Source organism: Arthrobacter sp. SAFR-179 (assembly GCF_059414945.1).
The window spans coordinates 200,538-219,687 of the sequence record NZ_JBPFDM010000002.1; the positions used below are offsets into that span (position 1 = coordinate 200,538).

The window sequence follows — 19,150 nt, forward strand, 5'->3', positions numbered from 1 at the left end:
GGCCGGAATCTGTACCGACGTTGAAGTACCACGTTCAAGGAGTGATGAGTGCAGGAATCAACCGCCAACCAGGTAGCCGCCAACGCCACCTCGTCCTTTACGGAGCACCTGCAACGGGACCGGCCCGAGCTATTGCCCTTTAGCCGGTCCCTCCAGGGTGGCACGTCCACGGCTGTCCCGGTGCAGGTTCCACACGCCACCACCATCGTTGCCATGAGTTATGGCGGTGGTGTCCTCATGGCGGGCGACAGGCGCGCCACCATGGGCAACATCATTGCCAGCAGGCACATCGAGAAGGTCTTTCCGGCAGACCACTTCTCTGTGCTTGGCATTGCCGGAACAGCAGGCATAGCAATTGACCTGACGCGTCTCTTCCAGGTTGAACTTGAGCACTACGAAAAAATTGAAGGAACCCAGCTCAGCCTCGAAGGCAAGGCCAACCGGCTGGGGGCCATGATCAGGGGCAACCTCCCGATGGCCCTTCAGGGCCTGGCCGTGGTGCCCCTGTTTGCAGGCTTCGACACCAGCGCCGGTGTGGGCCGCCTGTTCTCCTACGACGTCACGGGAGGCAGGTATGAGGAGCACGAACACCACACCGTGGGCTCCGGGTCCGTCTTCGCGCGCGGTGCCCTGAAAAAGCTCTGGCGGCCCAACCTCACCGCTGCCGAGGCGCTGTCTGTGGCCGTGGAGTCCCTGTATGACGCCGCCGACGACGACTCCGCCACCGGCGGCCCTGACACCGTCCGGCAGTTGTGGCCCGTGGTCTATACGGTGGACAGGACAGGAGCGCATCGGGTGTCCGAGGCCGACCTCGCGGCTGCTTCGCGCGCCGTGATTGAAGCACGCACCATCGCCGGACGGGAGGCCTGACATGACCCAGCAGTTCTATGTCTCGCCTGAACAGCTGATGAAGGACCGTGCGGATTTCGCGCGGAAAGGCATCGCCCGGGGCCGGTCGGTTGTGGTCATCAGCTGCGCCGACGGAATCGCACTCGTCGCAGAGAATCCTTCGCCGTCCCTGCACAAAATCGGCGAAATCTACGACAAGATCGCCTTCGCTGCCGTTGGCAAATATAACGAATTCGAAAGCCTCCGCCAGGCCGGGGTCCGCTATGCAGACGTCCGCGGCTACTCCTATGACCGTGAAGACGTCACCGCCCGCGGCCTGGCAAGCGTCTACGCGCAAAGCCTGGGGGCGGTCTTCACCGCCGAGCAAAAACCGTTCGAGGTGGAACTGGCGGTAGCCGAAGTGGGACCCAGCCAGGCGGACGACCACCTGTACCGGCTGACCTTTGACGGCTCGATCGCCGATGAACACAGTTTCGTGGTCATGGGCGGCCAGGCGGAAAAGGTGTCTTCAGCCATCGATGCGGGTTGGCAGGCCTCCCTGGGCTTCGCTGACGCTGTCCGGCTGGCTTTAAAGGGACTCACGCCTGCCCAGGAGGGAGAGCAGCCGGCAGCACCGCTGCCGCCGGGCGCGCTCGAAGTGGCAGTCCTGGACCGGCTTTCCGAAAGCTCCCGCGGATCCCGGCGCGCCTTCCGCAGGCTGAACGACGCGGACATCACAGCACTGCTGGCCTAGGAGGACGACATGGACAAGAGAATCTTCGGCATCGAGACCGAGTTCGGGATCTCTTACTCGAGCCCCGATTCGAGGCCACTTGCCCCGGAAGAGGTGGCCCGGTACCTCTTCCGCAAAGTGGTCAGCTGGGGGCGCTCGTCCAACGTGTTCCTCACCAACGGCTCGCGGCTGTACCTCGATGTTGGGTCCCACCCCGAATACGCCACCGCCGAATGCGACGACCTCGCACAGCTGATCGCCCACGACCGCGCGGGTGAGCTGATCCTCGATGACCTGGTGGATGAGGCCCAGGCCCGGTTGGCCGCCGAGGGCTTCAACGGCACGGTGTACCTTTTCAAGAACAACACGGACTCCGCCGGCAACTCCTACGGCAGCCACGAAAACTACCTCATTCCCCGCCGTGGGGAATTTTCCCGCCTGGCCGAAATCCTCATTCCGTTCCTGGTCACCCGCCAGCTCATCGCCGGCGCCGGAAAGATCCTGAAGACCCCGCATGGTGCCACTTATGCCTTCTCCCAGCGCGCCGACCACATCTGGGAGGGAGTGTCCTCCGCGACAACACGGTCACGGCCCATCATCAACACCAGGGACGAGCCGCACGCGGACGCGGAATTCTACCGCCGCCTGCACGTCATTGTGGGCGACTCGAACATGTCAGAGACCACTGCCCTGATGAAGGTCGGCACCGTGGACCTGGTCCTGCGGATGATCGAAGCGGGCGTGATCATGCGCGACATGAGGATGGAGAACCCCATCCGCAGTATCCGCGAAATCTCCCACGACCTCAGTGGGCGGGCACTGGTCCGCCTTGCCAACGGACGCCAGCTCACCGCCCTTGAAATCCAGCAGGAGTACCTGAGCAAGGTCACGGCCTTCGTCCAGGAGCACGGCGCGCACAACCCGCACGTACCGCTGATCCTCGATCTGTGGGAGCGGACTCTGCACGCGATTGAATCCGGTGACACCAAGGGAATTGACACCGAGATCGACTGGGCCATCAAGAAGAAGCTGATGGACAACTACCGCGAACGCCACGGCCTGGGCCTGGACGCGCCCCGCATTGCCCAGCTGGATCTGACGTACCACGACATTTCCCGCAGCCGCGGGCTGTTCTACCTGCTGCAGTCGCGTGGGGCCGTGCGCCGGATTGTCGACGATACCGTCATCAAGGGAGCCGTGGACGCACCGCCGCAAACCACCCGCGCCAAGCTGCGCGGCGACTTTGTCCGCCGAGCACAGGAACTGGGCCGGGACTACACGGTGGACTGGGTGCACCTGAAATTGAATGACCGCGCCCACCAGACGATTCTGTGCAAAGATCCCTTCCGCAGCGTCGATGAACGTGTTGATGCGCTCCTGGACTCTATGGGCTGACGTCCAGCTTCAGGGTCTATTCTGGATAAGGTCCTTTTAACGGGACCTCTCCACGACATGCTCCGCTGGCATGCGGAATGTCGTATCCACCCTGCCCCGACGAAAGTTTTCCTACGTGCGCCGACTACTAGCAATCCTCCTTCCCGGCCTGCTGCTCCTCACTGCCTGCGGAGGCAACGCCTCCCAGCCGGAGCCCAGCAGCCAGTCCGCCGGGGAGACTGCAAAGTTCGACTCCCTCAAGCTGACCGACAACGGGGACAAGAAGGCCCCTGGCGTGGACTTCGACAAGCCCCTGACCGTGACCGAGCCAACCATCAAAGTGGTGTCCGAAGGCAGCGGTGACGCCGTAAAGGCGAACCAGATCGCCAAGATCTCCATCCTGGCGCTGAACGGCACGGACGGTTCCCAGCTTGAGGATACGTTCGCCAACGAGCCTGAGAGCCTTGAGCTGAATGATGAGCTCAAGACCAGCAGCGCAGTCATCTACAACGCTTTCGTGGGCGCAAAGGTCGGTTCCAGCCTGGCGCTGGCCGTTCCCGGCCAGCAGAGTGCAGCATCAACGAACCCCAGCCCGTCTGACGGCGCCAGCCCCAGCCCGAGCGCCGCAGCAGCGCCCAGCCAGCTGCTGATCATCAAGGTTCTTTCCGCTGCCGACCCCACCCCGGTGCTGGACAAGCCCCAGGGTGAAACGGTAACGCCGCCCGCGGGCCTGCCGACGGTCACGGAAAAAGACGGCAAACCGGAAATCAACGTTGCGGGCGCCCCGGCCCCCACAGCACTCGTGTCGCAGGACCTGATCAAGGGCACGGGCGCCACCGTCAAGGAGTCCGACACCCTGACCGTGAACTACGTGGGCGTCACCCTCGCCGACGGCACCAAGTTCGATTCCAGCTTCGACCGCGGCCAGCCCGCCACCTTCCCGCTGACCGGCGTCATCAAGGGCTGGACGCAGGGCCTCGCCGGCAAGACTGTCGGCTCCCGTGTCCTGCTGGTCATCCCCAAGGACCTGGCCTACGGCGACGCCGGCCAGGGCCAGGCCAAGGGCGACCTGGTCTTCGTAGTGGACATCCTCGGGGTCAAGTAGCAAGACTTACAAGGACGCCGCGTCCCTCGCGGCACCCATCACACCCACGCATAGGAGCAAGCATGTCTTTTGGACAGCGGGAATTTGACCGCCAGAAGCCCGAGATTGATTTCCCGGAAGGCGAGGTCCCCACGGAACTCGTCATCACCGACCTCATCGAGGGTGACGGCCGGGAGGCCCAGGCAGGGGACACCGTCTCCACCCACTACGTCGGGGTTGCCTGGTCCACCGGCGAGGAATTCGACGCCTCCTGGGGCCGCGGCGCACCACTGGACTTCCGCGTCGGCGTCGGGCAGGTCATCCAGGGCTGGGACCAGGGCCTGCTGGGCATGAAGGTCGGCGGCCGCCGCCGCCTTGAGATCCCCTCCGAGCTGGCTTACGGCTCGCGCGGTGCAGGTGGCGCGATTGCCCCCAACGAAGCACTGATCTTCGTCGTGGACCTCGTGGCCGTCCGCTGATTGAACCGGGAAGCGCGGCAGTACGGGAGGATATTCCTCCCCTACTGCCGCGCTTTCTGCTTTCCCCGGGGGAGTTTAGTAACGTAACGGACGTGTCCCTATCCCGTACTGAACGACTCCTCAACCTGCTGATTGCCTTGCTCAACACCCGCTACGGGCTGCACCGCAGCGAACTGCGCGAAAAGGTTTACCACGACAGCTCCGGGAACGACGTCGCATTCGGACGGATGTTCGAGCGGGACAAAAATGACCTGCGGGCAATGGGTTTCGAGGTCGAGACACTGACGGACCTGGGCTGGAGTGAGGACGATCCCGCCACCACCAGGTACCGGATCGGCAAAGAGTCCAACCGGCTCCCGGACGTCCAACTGGGGCCGGAGGAATGGACCGTCCTCCTGCTGGCCTCCCAGCTGTGGGAGCGTGCGGCGTTGGGAACCGCCGCACAAAGCGCCCTCCGCAAGCTCCAGGCTTCAGGCAGGATGGCCGAGGTTGAACTGCCGGCCGGGGTCCAGCCACGGATCAAACCCGCCGGGCAGGCCTTCGATGACATCTTGGCCGCCATGCACGCCCGGCATCCCGTCACGTTCACGTATCTTGCCGGCACCACGGGCAAAGAGGAAGAACGCACGGTGGAGCCGTGGGGCCTGGGCAGCCGGTTCGGCCAGTGGTACCTCATGGGCTATGACCGGGCACGGAAGGCGCCCCGGCACTTCCGGCTGTCGCGCTTCACCAGCGCCGTGACCACCCTGGCAAGGGAGCAGTACTCGCCCCCCGTGGACTTCAATATCCGCGCTGAGCTTGACCGCCTGCCTGAACTGCCGCTGCGCACCGCCGTCGTGGATGTCAGGGAGGGGCACCTGCTGGCCTTGCGCCGCCGTGCCGTCCAGGGCGCCCCGGAACAGGTACCGGGACACCCCGCCGAGGGCTACGACCGGCTCTTCGTGGAGTACCGCGACCCGGAGGTGCTTGCTGAAGAACTGGCTTCCTACGGACCCGATGCACTGGTACAGGAACCAGCCGGCCTGGCCGCAGCCGTGCGGCGCAGGCTGCAGGCCGCGTCCTCGTTCAGCGACGCACCGGTTCCCGCCTACGCCTTTGCCGATACCCGCTCCCGGACAGCCCGCAAGGGGACCTCTGAGGACCAGCTCAAGCGCATGCTGCAGCTGGTGCCGTTCCTGGTCCATAACCAGGGCCTGCACATCCAGGACGTCGCAGAGCACTTCGGTATCACCCGGGAGGAGCTCGAGGCGGACCTGCGGATCCTCATCTGCTCGGGGCTGCCGGAGGGTTATCCTGACGACCTGCTCGATATCCAGTGGGAAAACGACCACGTCTTCATTACCCAGGACCTTGACCTGAAGAAGCCGGTCCGGTTTACCGTGGCCGAGGCATGCGCGCTTCTGACGGGTCTTGAAACCCTCAACGGCCTGCCGGACCTTCCCGGCGGCGGTGCCCTGGAGTCTGTCACGTTGAAGCTCCTGGCTGCCGCAGGCGAGGAAGGACTCCAGGCGGCCTCCATCGCGGGGCCACAGGTTGCGCCGGCGGACGCCCGAACCCACGCCACGGTACGCCGCGCCATCGAATCCGGCTCCCAGCTCCACCTGACCTACCTGTCACCCCAGCGCGACGCCGTGACCGAGCGCGACGTTGACCCGCTGCGGCTGTATTCCCTGGACAACACCTGGTACTTCGAAGCATGGTGCCACCTGGTGGACGGGTTGCGGAACTTCCGCCTGGACCGGACACAGGACGTGCAGCCGAACGGTGCACCCGCCGCGCCGCACGGGCCTCCGGAGGGCGGGGTCCCGGCCAAGCTGTTCACCGCGAACGACGACGACACCACCGTCACGGTCCAGCTCACCCGGCAGGGGAGGGGCCTGGCGGAGGACTACTACGCGGAGCGCACCGCGGAGTTGCCCGACGGCGGCCTGGTGGCCGAGATCCGGTTCGGCAACACGGCGTGGCTGCCGATGTTCGTGGCCCAGCATGGCGGTTCAGCCCGGATTTTGGCCCCGGCCGATCTCGCTTCCGCCGCGCGCGACTGGCTCGCGGCCTCGCTGGCCAGCTACGACCGATAGACTTCTCAGCATGCCTTGGTGGTCCTGGATTCTCATATGGGTGGCGCTGGTCGCAGTAGCCCTGCTGTTCTATGTCCTGCTGGGCATCCGACTTTTCCGCCAGTTCATGGCCACGGTAAAGGATCTGGGGGCCGCCGGCGAAAAGCTGGGACACCTGACCCCCATTGAGCTGCCGGACGAACCCGTGGATCCGTCCCGGGCCCTGCCGGGCTCTGCCGTTTTTGCCTCACCCGCTGTCATGCGACATGATTACGAGGCATCCAAATGGGCCCGGCGCGAGGAACGCCGCCGCCGGCGAGTGCAGCGTAAAAAGGACCGGGGCCAGCCGCAGGCGCTCGGAGATCTCGACTTCACATAGAAGTAGGATGTACTTAGAGGAAAGGATTTCCCGTGGGAAGACTCTTTGATGGCCCCTGGCCTATCGTAATCATCATCGTTGTTGCTTTGCTTCTCTTCGCCGCCCCCAAGCTTCCGGCCATGGCCCGCAGCTTGGGACAGTCAATGCGGATCATCAAGTCCGAGGTCAAGGAAATGAAGAACGACGGCAAAGCCGACTCCACCGAGGCAAATGGTCCGGTGGAAGGCACCATCGTGAACCACCCCAAGGCGAAGCCCGGTGAGCCGACAGACGGCACTGACGTTCCGCCGTCGACCCGCGCCTGATCTCCCGTGGCACTGTCGCGGGCCCGTAAAGCCAACCCCGAAGGGCGGATGTCTCTTTGGGAGCACCTCAACGAGCTGAAGAACCGGCTGATCAAGTCGGCCGTCGGCGTCGTCATTGGGGGCATTGGGGGCTGGATACTTTACGATCCGCTGCTGAAGGCCCTGGCTGAACCGGTCAACCGCATCTCCAACGAGACCGGCGGCCTCGCGGCCATCAACTTCGGGACCATCGCTTCACCCTTCGACTTCAAGCTCCAGATGTCGCTCCTGATTGGGGCGGTCATTTCGAGCCCCATCTGGATCTACCAGCTCTGGGCCTTCGTAACCCCTGGGCTGACGTCCAAGGAACGGCGCTACACCCTGGGCTACATGGCAGCCGCCATTCCGCTGTTCCTGGCGGGAATCTGGGTGGGCTGGCTTGTGGTGCCGCAGGTGGTCCACGCGCTGACGCAGTTCACCCCGGAAGGCTCCTCCAGCGTCATCGACGCCCGGACCTACATTGAGTTCGTCACCCGGATGGTGCTCATGCTGGGCCTGGCCTTCCTGGTTCCCGTGGTGCTGGTGGGCGTCAACATGGCCGGCATCGTCTCCGGCCACACCATCCTTAAAGCCTGGCGCATCACCGTCTTCCTGGTCTTCGTCCTTGCCGCCATCGCCGCGCCGGGCGCGGACGCGATTTCGATGTTCATGCTGGCCGGACCGCTGCTGGCACTGTTCTTCGCCGCCATCGGCATCTGCATCATGAACGACAAACGCCGCGAACGCCGCCAAGCGCGGCAGGTTGAGGAAACCGAGGCCACCGCTGATGTCGCAACCCCAAGCAGCGAACTTAAGAAGCTCTAGCCTGCCGTTAGGCTTGGGGTATGTCCTCCACCACCGGACCCTTCTCCGCCGGCCCCATCGATCCTGAAGAAATGTCGCCGGCCGAGAGATACCGTGCCAGCGCTGAACGCCGGGCCGAGGCCGCCACCTACCTTGGGGCGTTCATCCGAACCCTGGACTTCGAGCTTGATGACTTTCAACGGCAGGCATGCCGTTCCCTGCAGGAGGGCAGGGGTGTCCTGGTGGCTGCCCCCACCGGCGCCGGGAAGACCATCGTGGGGGAGTTCGCCATCTACCTCGCGCTGCAGCGGGGCCTGAAGGCCTTCTACACCACGCCCATCAAGGCGCTCAGCAACCAGAAGTTCAGTGAACTCGCCGAAAAATACGGCGTTGACAATGTAGGGCTCCTGACCGGGGACACCAGCATCAACGGAGATGCCCAGGTGGTGGTCATGACCACCGAGGTCCTCCGGAACATGCTTTACGCGGATTCGGCCACGCTCGGCGACCTTGGCTACGTGGTCATGGACGAGGTCCACTACCTCGCCGACCGGTTCCGCGGGGCCGTGTGGGAGGAAGTCATCATCCACCTGCCCAGCGAGGTCCAGGTTGCCTCATTGAGTGCCACCGTTTCCAATGCCGAGGAATTCGGCGCCTGGCTGGACACCGTCCGCGGTGACACCGACATCATCGTTTCCGAGCACCGCCCGGTTCCGTTGTGGCAGCACGTCATGGTGGGCCGGCGGATCATGGACCTGTTTGCCGGGGAAACCACTTTCGACGAGATCGCCCCGCCCGTTGAGGAAGACGAGCAGCAGCCGTCCTCGTCCGGCAAGTCCCGCGACGCCGGCAACGGGCGCGGTTTCGAGGTGAACCCCGACCTGCTGACGGTGGCCCAGAGCGAGAGCCGGCAGAGCTTCCGCAGCAGGCCCGGACCCGCGGGAAGGGGCCAGCGCGGCCGGCGCGGAAACGACCGTCCGGCCCGTGGTGGAGAGCCGACGGGGGTGCGCCCCGCCAGTCGGCCCCAGGTGATCGCCAGCCTGGACCGGATGGATCTGCTCCCTGCCATCACCTTCATCTTTTCCCGCGCCGGCTGTGAGGCAGCGGTTGCCCAGTGTGTTGCATCCGGACTCTGGCTCACCACCGAGAAAGAGCAGCGGATCATTGCCCAGCGCGTTGACGAGGCGGGGCAGGACATCCCGCCGGATGACCTTGACGTCCTGGGCTTTTGGACCTGGCGGGACGGGCTGCTTCGCGGTTTCGCCGCCCACCATGCCGGAATGCTGCCCACCTTCAAGGAGGTGGTTGAGAAACTGTTCGCCGATGGCCTGGTCAAGGCTGTCTTCGCCACGGAAACCCTCGCCCTCGGCGTCAACATGCCAGCCCGCTCGGTGGTGCTGGAAAAGCTGGACAAGTTCAATGGCGAAGCCCATGTTGACATCACCGCCGGTGAATATACCCAGCTGACCGGCCGTGCCGGACGGCGTGGCATCGACATTGAAGGCCATGCCGTGGTGCTGTGGCAGCCTGGGACCGACCCGACGGCCGTTGCCGGGCTGGCATCCCGGCGCACCTACCCGTTGAACTCCAGTTTCCGCCCCACCTACAACATGAGCATCAACCTGCTGGCGCAGTTCGGCCGGGCCAGGGCGCGGGAGATCCTGGAGTCATCCTTTGCCCAGTTCCAGGCGGACCGGTCAGTGGTGGGCCTGGCCCGCCAGGTGCGGAGCCGCGAGGAGTCCCTTGCCGGCTACGCAAAATCCATGACCTGCCACCTTGGTGACTTCACGGAGTACGCCCGGCTGCGCAGGGAACTGTCCGACGCCGAGAACGCCACTTCCCGCACCAAGTCCCGCGTCCGCAAATCCCTTTGCGACGACTCCCTGGCCCGCCTCCTGCCCGGCGATGTGGTCGACGTCCCCGGCGGCCGCGCCCCGGGGCCCGCCGTCGTCCTTAGCTCGGACCACACCAGCCGCGAGCCGCGGCCGGCCGTGCTGACGCTGGACAACCAATTGCGAAGGATCGGCGCCGACGATCTCGAAGGTCCCATCGCGCCCGTTACCAGGATCCGGATCCCCAAATCCTTCAACGCCAAGGTGCCCAAATCCCGCAGGGACCTCGCCTCCTCCGTCCGGAACGCACTGCGGGAAAACCGCCCGCCCGCCCCGGGCCAGAACCGAAACCACGACTTCGGCCGCGGCGCCGCCCTGCCCAACCAGGAAAAGCGCATCGCGGAACTGCGCCGGGCCCTGAAGGCCCACCCCTGCCATGGGTGCAGCGAACGGGAAGACCACGCGCGCTGGTCGGAGCGCTGGTGGAAACTCCGGCGCGAAACGGACGGCCTGGTCCGCCAGATCCAGGGCAGGACCAACACGATCGCCAAGACCTTCGACCGGGTCTGCGATGTACTGTCCGCTTACGGCTACCTGGAAGATGCGGGAGACGGCAGGCTTAACATCAGTGCGGACGGCCAGCGGCTCCGCAGGATCTATGGCGAGAAGGACCTCTTGATCTCCCAGTCGCTGCGGCTTGGCGCGTTCAATGATCTCGACGCCGCCGAGGTTGCTGCGCTGGCCAGCGTGCTGGTCTACCAGGCCAAACGCGAAGACCGGGGCCTGCGGCCGCGCATGCCCAGCGTCTCGCTGGAGACCTCCGTGGACATTGTGGTCAAGGAGTGGTCCTTCCTTGAGGACGTGGAGGAGGAGAACAAGCTTCCGTTGACCGGCGAACCTGAACTGGGACTTGTGTGGCCGTTGTATAAATGGGCCCGCGGGCGCCACCTGCAGGATGTCCTCAGCGGCACTGATCTTGCGGCCGGCGACTTTGTCCGCTGGGTGAAGCAGGTGGTGGACCTTCTGGACCAGCTTGCCAAAATCCCCGGCCTCGACCCCCGGCTGGCACGGCTGTGCGCCGAGGCGATCAACCTCATCCGCCGCGGCGTCGTGGCGTATTCCTCTGTCCTCTAGCCCCGTTGTCCCTGCCGGCTCCTGCCGGCGTGCCCCCACCCAGGAGACTGCCCCGCCATGCCCCGCCCCGATGCCACGCCCGTCCCCAATGCCGCCCCCCGTCCCGCGCCGGTGCTGTACCGCAATGGTTCGGTTTACACGGCGGCAGATCCCTTCGCAACCGCCATGCTGGTGGACGGTGACACCGTTGCCTGGGTTGGCTCAGAGCAGGCCGCATCCTCCATTGCGGACAGTTCCATGGAGATCATCGACCTCCGCGGCGCCCTGGTTGCACCGGGCTTCGTGGACTCCCACATCCACCTGACCGAAACCGGAATTGCGCTGGACTCGCTGCAACTGGGGACGGCCACCTCGGCCCGCGCGCTGCTGGATGCCGTGGCGTCCGCTGGCGGGGAAGGGCCCGTGCTCGGCCACGGCTGGGACGAGTCCACGTGGGCGGATCCCGCCCTGCCCAGCGCCGAGGAACTGGAGCGGGCGTCCGGGGGCCGTCCGGTCTACCTTTCCAGGGTGGACGTCCACTCGGCTCTGGTGTCGACGTCGCTGGTACAGTCCGCGGAGCTTCGCGGCAGGGACGGGTACGACGGCGGCGCTCGGGTCATGCGGGCAGCCCACCACGCCGCCCGGCTGGCAACTCGGCAGATGCCGCAGGACGCGTTGAAGCGGCACCAGGCCCGTGCCCTGGCGGAGGCTGCGGCCAACGGCTATGTCGCCGTTGCCGAGATGGGGGCCCCGCACATCGGTGGCGCCGATGATGTGCGGCTTGCCGCAGGCTGGAATGAGGTGGGCCCGGGCGTGCAGCGCTTTCCCGAGGTGCTGCCGTACTGGGGCGAACTGGTCTCGTCCGAGGTGGAGGCCCGTTCCCTCGTTAAGCAGCTCGGCGCCGGCATTCGGGGGCTCGCAGGGGACTTGAACATCGACGGATCGATCGGCTCCAGGACAGCCGCGCTGCGCGCCGGCTACAGCGATGCCGGCCAGGAATGCGGCAGCCTGTACCTCAGCGCCGACCAGGCGGCAGCCCATCTTGCCGCCTGTTCCCTGGCAGGGATTCAGGGCGGATTCCATGTGATTGGGGATGCCGGGCTGGACGCTGCGCTGGAGGCACTGGACCTGGCAGCCAAGGAAGTTGGGGAGCAGCGGGTGCGAGCCGCGGGCCACCGCTTCGAGCATGTGGAGATGGCTGACGCCGCGGCTGTGGCCAAGCTGGCGCACTACTCCGTGACCGTCAGCGCCCAACCGTCCTTTGATGCAGCGTGGGGCGGAGCCGGCGCCCTGTACGAGCGGAGGTTGGGGGAGCGGAGCCGGTCAATGAACCCCTTCGCCGCTTTCTACTCGGCGGGTGTTCCTGTCTGTTTCGGCAGCGACAGCCCTGTCACGCCGCTCCGTCCCTGGTCCAGCGTGCGCGCCTGCGTGGAACACCACAACCCGGAGCAACGCATTTCCGCTCGGGCAGCCTTCCTGGGCCACACCCGTGCCGGTTGGAGGGCCGCACGCCACACCAACCCCATGGCCGGACAGCTTGTTCCCGGGGCGCCGGCCAGTTTCGCCGTGTGGGAGGTGGAGGAATTGATGGTCCAGGTGGCTGATGGCAGGGTGCAGTCATGGAGCACCGATCCGCGGGCCAGGACCCCGCTGCTGCCGGCCCTGGACACGGGTTCCGATCCGGTATGCCTGCAAACCGTGAAAGACGGCGCCGAACTCTTCGCCAGCCCGGCCCTGCGTTCCTGACGCAGCAGCCCTCCGCCCTATAATGGGTAGTTGCGCCCGCCGCCGGCACGGCCCGGCATCAGGTGCTCCGACCACCTCCACCAGGAAAGGCCCTTTGTGCGCGTCCTTACGATCATTCCCACCTACAACGAACTGGAATCACTGCCCAAGACGCTCCAGCGCCTTCGGAAGGCCGTTCCGGCGTCGGACGTGCTGGTGGTTGATGACAACAGCCCCGACGGCACCGGCCAACTTGCCGACGGATTCGCCGCCGAGGACTCCCAGGTCCACGTCCTGCACCGCAAGGGCAAGGAAGGCCTGGGCGCCGCCTACATCGCCGGGTTCAAGTGGGGCCTGGACGCCGGCTACGACGTCCTGGTGGAGATGGACGCCGACGGCTCACACCAGCCCGAACAGCTTCCCCAACTGCTCGAAGCCGTGGATCAGGGCGCAGACCTGGCCATGGGCTCGCGCTGGGTTCCCGGCGGCAGCGTGGTTAACTGGCCGCTGTACCGCCAGGCCATCTCAAGGGTCGGCAGCACCTACGCCCGGCTGATGCTCGGCCTGCGGATCAAAGACGTCACCGGCGGCTACCGGGCATTCCGCAGGACCACCCTGGAAAAGCTCAACCTGGACCAGGTCGACTCGGTGGGCTACGGCTTCCAGGTGGATCTGGCGTGGCGCGTGGCCAAACTCGGGCTCCGCATCGAAGAACGCCCCATCACGTTCGTGGAGCGCGAACTCGGCGCCTCAAAGATGAGCGGCAACATCGTGATCGAGGCAATGGTCAACGTCACCCGGTGGGGACTGGCAGCCCGCTGGAACACCCTGACCGGGAAGCTGAAGAACAAGCAGGCGTAATCCGCCCCTGCCGGGCCAAACGGCCTTAAGCGGACACAGAAAAGGGGGCGGCCCCGCACAACAGTGCGGGGCCGCCCCCTTCTTTGGGCTGGCCTTATGCGGAGCGGCGCTCTCCACGGCGTTCGCGCAGGATGGTCAGGCGGTCCTCAAGGATCTGTTCGAGTTCAGGAAGCGACCGGCGTTCCAGCAGCATGTCCCAGTGGGTGCGGACTGCCTTGTCATTGCTGGTGTCCGGCTTTTCACCGTCAACCAGGAGCGCTTCCTTGCCGGTCTTGGAGACCCACACCGGAGGAATTTCCGCCTCGGAGGAGAACGTCACGAAGACCTGCTCGCCATCTGCGCAACGGTACTCGACCCGCTGGCGCGGAGCCGGCTCAACGCCGGACTCGGTCTCCATGCTCTGCGCACCAAGGCGCATGCCCCGCAGGCTGCGATCGCTCATGTTTTCTCCCTCTGGTCGGTTCGCGGATGAAATCTCCACGTTGGCCGGTGGCAACGTTGCACCACCGGACTTCTGTATGCCCTGTGCTGCTTCATAAGATTCAACGCATTGCGAAGCTTGGTTGTTCCAGCTGGTAGTCTCCTGCCGGACAAATACCCAATTATACGCGCGTTATCCCGCCCGCACCAAAACAGGGAGGGTTCCATGGCGACCCACGGAACCCTCCCGGCATTCTTTGCTTACCTAGGGCTGGCTGCGCTCACCTTGCACATCATCGAAAAGCCCACCTGCAGCGGGGGATTCCGCTCCCGCGCCGCCGAGGGCGTTTCCGATACCCTTCAGGGCTTCGCCAACTTCACTTGGGATGATCCATAGTTTGTTGGCCGAGCCCTCGGCCAACTTGGGCAGGGTCTGCAGGTACTGGTAGGCCAGGAGTTTCTGGTCCGGGTTGCCCTTGTGGATGGCATCGAAGACCTTCTGGATTGCCTGCGACTCACCATCCGCACGTAGGATGGCTGCCTTGGCCTCGCCCTCTGCCTTCAGGATGGCGGCCTGCCGCTGGCCCTCGGCGGTGAGGATGGCTGACTGCTTGGTTCCTTCGGCGGTGAGGATGGCTGCGCGGCGGTCACGTTCGGCGCGCATCTGCTTCTCCATGGAATCCTGGATGGAGTGCGGCGGATCGATGGCCTTCAGTTCCACCCGGGAGACGCGGATGCCCCAACGGCCCGTCGCCTCATCGAGGACCCCGCGGAGCTGTCCGTTGATCTGGTCGCGGGAGGTGAGGGCTTCCTCCAGGTTCAGTCCACCCACCACGTTGCGGAGGGTAGTGGTGGTGAGCTGCTCCACGGCCTGGATGTAGTTGGCGATTTCGTAGGTGGCTGCCCGCGGGTCCGTGACCTGGAAGTAGACCACCGTGTCGATGGAGACCACCAGGTTGTCCTCGGTGATGACCGGCTGCGGCGGAAAGGACACCACCTGTTCACGCAGGTCCAGGAGCGGCAGCAGCCGGTCCACGAACGGGATGAGGATCGTCAGTCCGGGGTTGAGCGTCCGCTGGTACTTGCCGAGCCGTTCAACGACGCCGGCGCGGGCCTGCGGAATAATCCGGACGGACCGGACCAAAACTATGATGACAAAGACGATCAGAACCACCAGCACGATGGCCAGTGCGGTTCCGCCTGCGTTTTCCATACAACTCCTTGTTCCCCAATTGTCAGGCTGTATCTGGACCGGTGACCGCCGGCGGCGGTACCGAAACCACTGCTGTTGCGCCATCGATGGCTGCCACCACCACCTTCTGGCCCGCGGGAAGGATCCCGGCCGCGGAGCGGGCGCTCCAAATATCGCCGCCGATTTTCACCAGGCCCCCGTCGGAGGTCACGGCCTCCATCACCACGGCCGGCTCACCGATGAGCCGGTCCACGTTGGTTCGTTGCTCGGCCGGTCCCTTCTTCAGGTGGGCAAGAGCCACGGGCCGGACAAAGGCCACCATGAGCAGGGACACGACGCAGAAGATCACCACCTGCAGCCAGGGTTCTGCGCCGGCGAAGTCAGCGACCAGTGCGGCGAGCGATCCGCCGCCGAGCATGATGAAAAACAAGTCAAGGGTGATCATCTCGACCACTGCAAACGCCAGGAAAGCCGTGAGCCACAATGCCCACCAGTTTTCGCCAAGCCAATCGAACATCCTTGTTTCCCCCTTCGCCACGGGGGAGCCGCATCCGCGGGCCCGCCAGCAACTGTCCTTTCATCGTAGTCCGCGGACCTGCCCCGCGGGCCTGTTCACGCCGGCTCCGGGGGATAGTGGCCAAGTCGTTACGGGGCCGCATTGCGCCTGGGCCTGAACACGAAGAGCCGGAACCTTGCCTCGGCTGTTACCGGCTCCCGGGAATCTTCGAGCCGGGCGGCAATCTGTCCCAGGTCCAGGTGGTGTCCGGCCGGTCCCATGAAGGCCAGGTCTGCGGCGGCGGTACGGGTCAGCTCCAGCGGGATGTCGACGTCGAAGGTGGCGTCCAGTTCGAAATGTTCCACCATCGCGCCGGCCAGGCGCTCGTCCTTGCCCTCCTCGATACCCAGCATCCCCGTAATGCGGGCAATGTCCCCAAGGTGTCCAGGCCGTGGTGTCACCACCACCAGCACGCCCTGGGGACGAAGGACCCGGGCAAATTCGGCAGGATTCCGCGGTGCGAAGACTACCGTGACGGCGTCCACCGAGTTCTCCGCCAACGGGAACGGCTGCCAGATGTCCCAGACCAGGTTCAGGGCTTCAGGATTGAGCCGTGCAGCCCGGCGAAGGGCGAACTTGGAGATGTCCAGGCCGATTGGGGACACCTCCCGCCCACTGGCCGCTGCGGCGTCGAGGATCCGCCGCAGATAGTGTCCGGTCCCGGTCCCCGAGTCCAGCACCACTGCACCTTCCTGCGGCAGGTTGGGCACGACGGCGTCGGCCACCGCCTGCGCCAGCGGAAGGTAGGTGCCGTTCCCCAGGAAGTTGAAGCGTGACGCCACCATCGCGGCACTGTCCGGCTCGAAGGGGCTGCCCCTGCCCACCAGGAGATTGAAATAGCCCTGCCGGGCGGCGTCGAAACTGTGGCCGTTTGGACAAAGCAGGCAGGACTGGCGGGCAGCCGTTGCCGCGAGGTGTTCCAGCGGATGTGAGCAGACAGGGCAAAGGAGGGGGAGTTCCGCGGAAGGCATGGGAACCATTTTAGGGCGGCCGGGCTTCCCTTCCCTGTCCGCTGTCACTGCCTCCGGGGAACAGCGAAGGTCAGCCGAGCGATACGCCGGCCGGTCCGTCGTCGAAACCCAGCCCTTCCTGCGCCTTGCTGATGCCGGCTTCAGCCCAGTGCGCTGCATATTCGGCATTGCTGCTCAGGGACCGGAGCTGGGCGCGGTCCAGGTACAGGATCCCGTTGAGGTGGTCCGTCTCGTGCTGGACGATCCGTGCCTGCCACCCCGAGAACTCCCGCCGCTCCGCCGCGCCGTCGGGCGTCAGGTACTCCAGCAGCACGGCGTCCGGCCGCGCCACCACCGCCTGGAGCCCGTTGACGGACAGGCAGCCCTCATAAAACGAGGCAAGTCCGGAACCCAGCGGCGTGTACCTGGGGTTGAGGATGGCGAGGAACTCCAGCGGGCTCCGGTTCCGCAGCACCGCGGCGTCCGGATCGACGTCGAACTGGTCTTCCAGCACGGCGAGCTGCAGGGGGATGCCCAGTTGCGGGGCGGCCAGGCCCACCCCAGGGGCCTCATGCATGACCTGCCGCATGACCCCGATCAGTCGTTCCAATTCGTTGGCGGAGAGCTGGCCGTCGAACGCGGCGGCACGCCGGCGGAGCGCGGGGTGCCCGGCCTGGACAATGGGCGGGAGGGACCCGGCGGACAGGATGCGCTCAACAATCTGACGGATTTCGCCGGTGCCGGCGGTTGTTGGGGGAACAGTCTGGGTCATGGGGACAGCCTACTGGCGGACAGGTTCAGGACCCTTGAGCTAGGGTCGACTGCATGGCTGATGACTCTTTCCCGCCGGTTTCCCCGCTGGACCACGTCCTGGAATTCATCCGGGTCCTTGAGGCGGGCGGCGGAGCGGAGGATATCCGGCCGTTCCTGTCGGAATCGTTCGTGTTGACGGAGGCTCCGCACCTCCTGGCTCCCGAAGGTTCCACCCGGACGCTGGCGGGAGTGCTTGCCGGTGCAGACCAAAGCCGCGAGGTGGTGAAGGACCAGCAGTTCATCATCCGGCGGACCACCTGTGAGGGAGGCCGGGTGGTGGTGGAAGCAGACTGGTCGGCGACGGTGCTGATGGATCTGCGGTACTGGGACCGCGGCGAAACCCTCCGGGCCAGGACGTCCTCGGTGTTCGAGGTGCGTGACGGTGCCATCGTGAGCCAGGACAGTTACGACTGCTATTACCGGTAGCCCTGCAACTGCGGGTCCGGACGTCAGGTTAGTGAGCCATCTGTTGCATGGTGAAGCGCCTGGCCGCCCACTGGTTCACCCTGGGGACGGCAGCGGCCGCGCCGATCGCGGCAGTGCGGACCCGAAGGAGCGGCCGGGGCAGCGGCCTGCCCAGCATCATGTTGATTTCGGCCTGCCGGCGGGATGCGGCCGCAGCCCGGCGCCGGCTCTTCTCGAACTCCCGGACCCTCGTTCCCGTGGATTCGCCCGCCAGCGCGGCACACATCACAGGGACCAGCTCCGCAGCGTCAAGCCAGCCAAGGTTCATGCCCTGCCCCCCAATGGGGCTGATCTCATGGGCCGCATCCCCCAGCAGCACAGTCCGCCCGGTCACCATCCGCCGGGCCGTCACCGCCCGGACGCTGAACGCGCTCAGCATGGAGTTGGTAGCCGAATCAGGCAGGAAGCCGGTCCGGCCGTGCACCAGTTCCGCCAGCTCCCGGGGACTTGCTTCAGGTTGGGCCGGCCGGTCCAGCCGCACCACCCACCGGCGCACCCGGCCGGGCAATGGAAAGGACTCGACGATCCCTTCCGGTTCGAGGAACAGGACGGCCTTGTCACCGTAGCCGCTGTCGTCGTCGAAATCCCCCATGAGGTAGTGGTCGGGGTACGCCTTGCGGTCCACTGGGACGCCCAGCGCGCCGCGAAGCAGTGACCGGGCTCCATCTGCCGCCACCAGCAAGGCGGCGGTGGCGCTGCTGCCGTGGCTGCTTGGGATCGTGGCACCCGGGCTGGACCGGACCGTGATGGTGACCTTGTCGCCGTCGTCCCTGGCTCCGGTGACACTGGCACCCCTGATCAGCGCCCCGGGATCCAGGGCGCGGACACGGTCCTCCAGGAGTTCCTCGGTCCTGAACTGTGGCAGCGCCAGGACGAAGGGATAGTGGTTCGATACGGCGTCGAACGCCATGGTTCCCACCGTTCTCCCGCCGCTGACCGCCATGCCCGTCCTGATGCGGACGCCTTCCTGGACCAGGCCGGACGCAACCTGGATCCCGGCCAGTGCCTCCAACGCCGGAGGATGGATGCCGATGGCGCGGGTATGCCGGTTCCGTGACGTCCGCTGTTCAAGAACCTTGACCTTTACGCCTTCCTGCAGGAGCGCGGCAGCCAGGTACAGGCCCACGGGCCCGCCCCCGGCGATCAGGACATCGGCGTCCAC

General features: G+C 65.7%; 19 protein-coding genes. 13 read left to right on the plus strand and 6 right to left on the minus strand.

The window, feature by feature from the left end:
* Nucleotides 1–48 precede the first annotated feature (48 nt).
* From prcB to ACR65K_RS05345, 12 genes are all read left to right on the plus strand, one after another.
* Nucleotides 49–870 (plus strand): proteasome subunit beta, encoded by an 822-nt coding sequence (gene prcB / locus ACR65K_RS05290; protein WP_056333914.1) that lies wholly within the window; start codon nt 49–51, stop codon nt 868–870.
* Nucleotide 871: 1 nt separating this feature from the next.
* Nucleotides 872–1,582 carry a proteasome subunit alpha gene (gene prcA / locus ACR65K_RS05295; RefSeq protein WP_056333918.1) on the plus strand — a complete coding sequence of 237 codons (711 nt, stop codon included), beginning with the start codon at nt 872–874 and terminating at the stop codon, nt 1,580–1,582.
* A 9-nt stretch (nt 1,583–1,591) separates the two neighbouring features.
* On the plus strand, nt 1,592–2,956 hold the full coding sequence (gene pafA / locus ACR65K_RS05300; RefSeq protein ID WP_440151623.1) for a Pup--protein ligase: 1,365 nt from the start codon (nt 1,592–1,594) through the stop codon (nt 2,954–2,956).
* 115 nt (nt 2,957–3,071) lie between these two features.
* On the plus strand, nt 3,072–4,040 hold the full coding sequence (locus ACR65K_RS05305; RefSeq protein ID WP_440151919.1) for an FKBP-type peptidyl-prolyl cis-trans isomerase: 969 nt from the start codon (nt 3,072–3,074) through the stop codon (nt 4,038–4,040).
* A 62-nt stretch (nt 4,041–4,102) separates the two neighbouring features.
* Nucleotides 4,103–4,498 carry an FKBP-type peptidyl-prolyl cis-trans isomerase gene (locus ACR65K_RS05310; RefSeq protein ID WP_056333922.1) on the plus strand — a complete coding sequence of 132 codons (396 nt, stop codon included), beginning with the start codon at nt 4,103–4,105 and terminating at the stop codon, nt 4,496–4,498.
* Nucleotides 4,499–4,590: 92 nt separating this feature from the next.
* Nucleotides 4,591–6,576 carry a helix-turn-helix transcriptional regulator gene (locus tag ACR65K_RS05315; protein ID WP_440151625.1) on the plus strand — a complete coding sequence of 662 codons (1,986 nt, stop codon included), beginning with the start codon at nt 4,591–4,593 and terminating at the stop codon, nt 6,574–6,576.
* Nucleotides 6,577–6,586: 10 nt separating this feature from the next.
* Nucleotides 6,587–6,934: a hypothetical protein gene (locus ACR65K_RS05320; RefSeq protein WP_056333926.1), complete on the plus strand. Its 348-nt coding sequence runs from the start codon at nt 6,587–6,589 to the stop codon at nt 6,932–6,934.
* 32 nt (nt 6,935–6,966) lie between these two features.
* Nucleotides 6,967–7,239, plus strand: coding sequence for a Sec-independent protein translocase subunit TatA (gene tatA / locus ACR65K_RS05325; RefSeq protein ID WP_056333928.1), 273 nt, complete (start codon nt 6,967–6,969; stop codon nt 7,237–7,239).
* Nucleotides 7,240–7,287: 48 nt separating this feature from the next.
* On the plus strand, nt 7,288–8,082 hold the full coding sequence (gene tatC / locus ACR65K_RS05330; RefSeq protein ID WP_440151627.1) for a twin-arginine translocase subunit TatC: 795 nt from the start codon (nt 7,288–7,290) through the stop codon (nt 8,080–8,082).
* 20 nt (nt 8,083–8,102) lie between these two features.
* Nucleotides 8,103–11,027, plus strand: coding sequence for a DEAD/DEAH box helicase (locus ACR65K_RS05335; protein ID WP_440151629.1), 2,925 nt, complete (start codon nt 8,103–8,105; stop codon nt 11,025–11,027).
* Nucleotides 11,028–11,084: 57 nt separating this feature from the next.
* Nucleotides 11,085–12,752, plus strand: coding sequence for an amidohydrolase (locus tag ACR65K_RS05340; RefSeq protein WP_440151630.1), 1,668 nt, complete (start codon nt 11,085–11,087; stop codon nt 12,750–12,752).
* Nucleotides 12,753–12,848: 96 nt separating this feature from the next.
* A complete protein-coding gene (locus ACR65K_RS05345; protein WP_056333939.1) occupies nt 12,849–13,592 on the plus strand; it encodes a polyprenol monophosphomannose synthase in 744 nt (247 codons plus the stop codon).
* Nucleotides 13,593–13,686: 94 nt separating this feature from the next.
* On the opposite strand, the gene ACR65K_RS05350 is transcribed toward ACR65K_RS05345, so the two are convergent.
* The 5 genes from ACR65K_RS05350 to ACR65K_RS05370 form a co-directional block, all read right to left on the minus strand.
* Nucleotides 13,687–14,034 (minus strand): RNA polymerase-binding protein RbpA, encoded by a 348-nt coding sequence (locus tag ACR65K_RS05350; RefSeq protein ID WP_026266052.1) that lies wholly within the window; start codon nt 14,032–14,034, stop codon nt 13,687–13,689.
* A 243-nt stretch (nt 14,035–14,277) separates the two neighbouring features.
* Nucleotides 14,278–15,225, minus strand: a complete 948-nt coding sequence (locus ACR65K_RS05355) for an SPFH domain-containing protein (protein WP_056333941.1) — start codon at nt 15,223–15,225, stop codon at nt 14,278–14,280.
* A gap of 22 nt (nt 15,226–15,247) precedes the next feature.
* Nucleotides 15,248–15,721 (minus strand): NfeD family protein, encoded by a 474-nt coding sequence (locus tag ACR65K_RS05360; RefSeq protein WP_440151632.1) that lies wholly within the window; start codon nt 15,719–15,721, stop codon nt 15,248–15,250.
* A gap of 128 nt (nt 15,722–15,849) precedes the next feature.
* Nucleotides 15,850–16,731 carry a putative RNA methyltransferase gene (locus ACR65K_RS05365; protein WP_440151633.1) on the minus strand — a complete coding sequence of 294 codons (882 nt, stop codon included), beginning with the start codon at nt 16,729–16,731 and terminating at the stop codon, nt 15,850–15,852.
* Nucleotides 16,732–16,801: 70 nt separating this feature from the next.
* A complete protein-coding gene (locus tag ACR65K_RS05370; RefSeq protein WP_056333947.1) occupies nt 16,802–17,482 on the minus strand; it encodes a peptide deformylase in 681 nt (226 codons plus the stop codon).
* 53 nt (nt 17,483–17,535) lie between these two features.
* Here ACR65K_RS05370 and ACR65K_RS05375 point away from each other — a divergent pair, with 53 nt between their 5' ends.
* Nucleotides 17,536–17,949 (plus strand): nuclear transport factor 2 family protein, encoded by a 414-nt coding sequence (locus ACR65K_RS05375; RefSeq protein ID WP_440151635.1) that lies wholly within the window; start codon nt 17,536–17,538, stop codon nt 17,947–17,949.
* A gap of 28 nt (nt 17,950–17,977) precedes the next feature.
* Here the strand turns inward: ACR65K_RS05375 and ACR65K_RS05380 are convergent, their stop codons facing one another.
* Entirely contained in the window at nt 17,978–19,150 is a 1,173-nt protein-coding gene (locus tag ACR65K_RS05380; RefSeq protein WP_440151636.1) for an FAD-dependent oxidoreductase, read from the minus strand.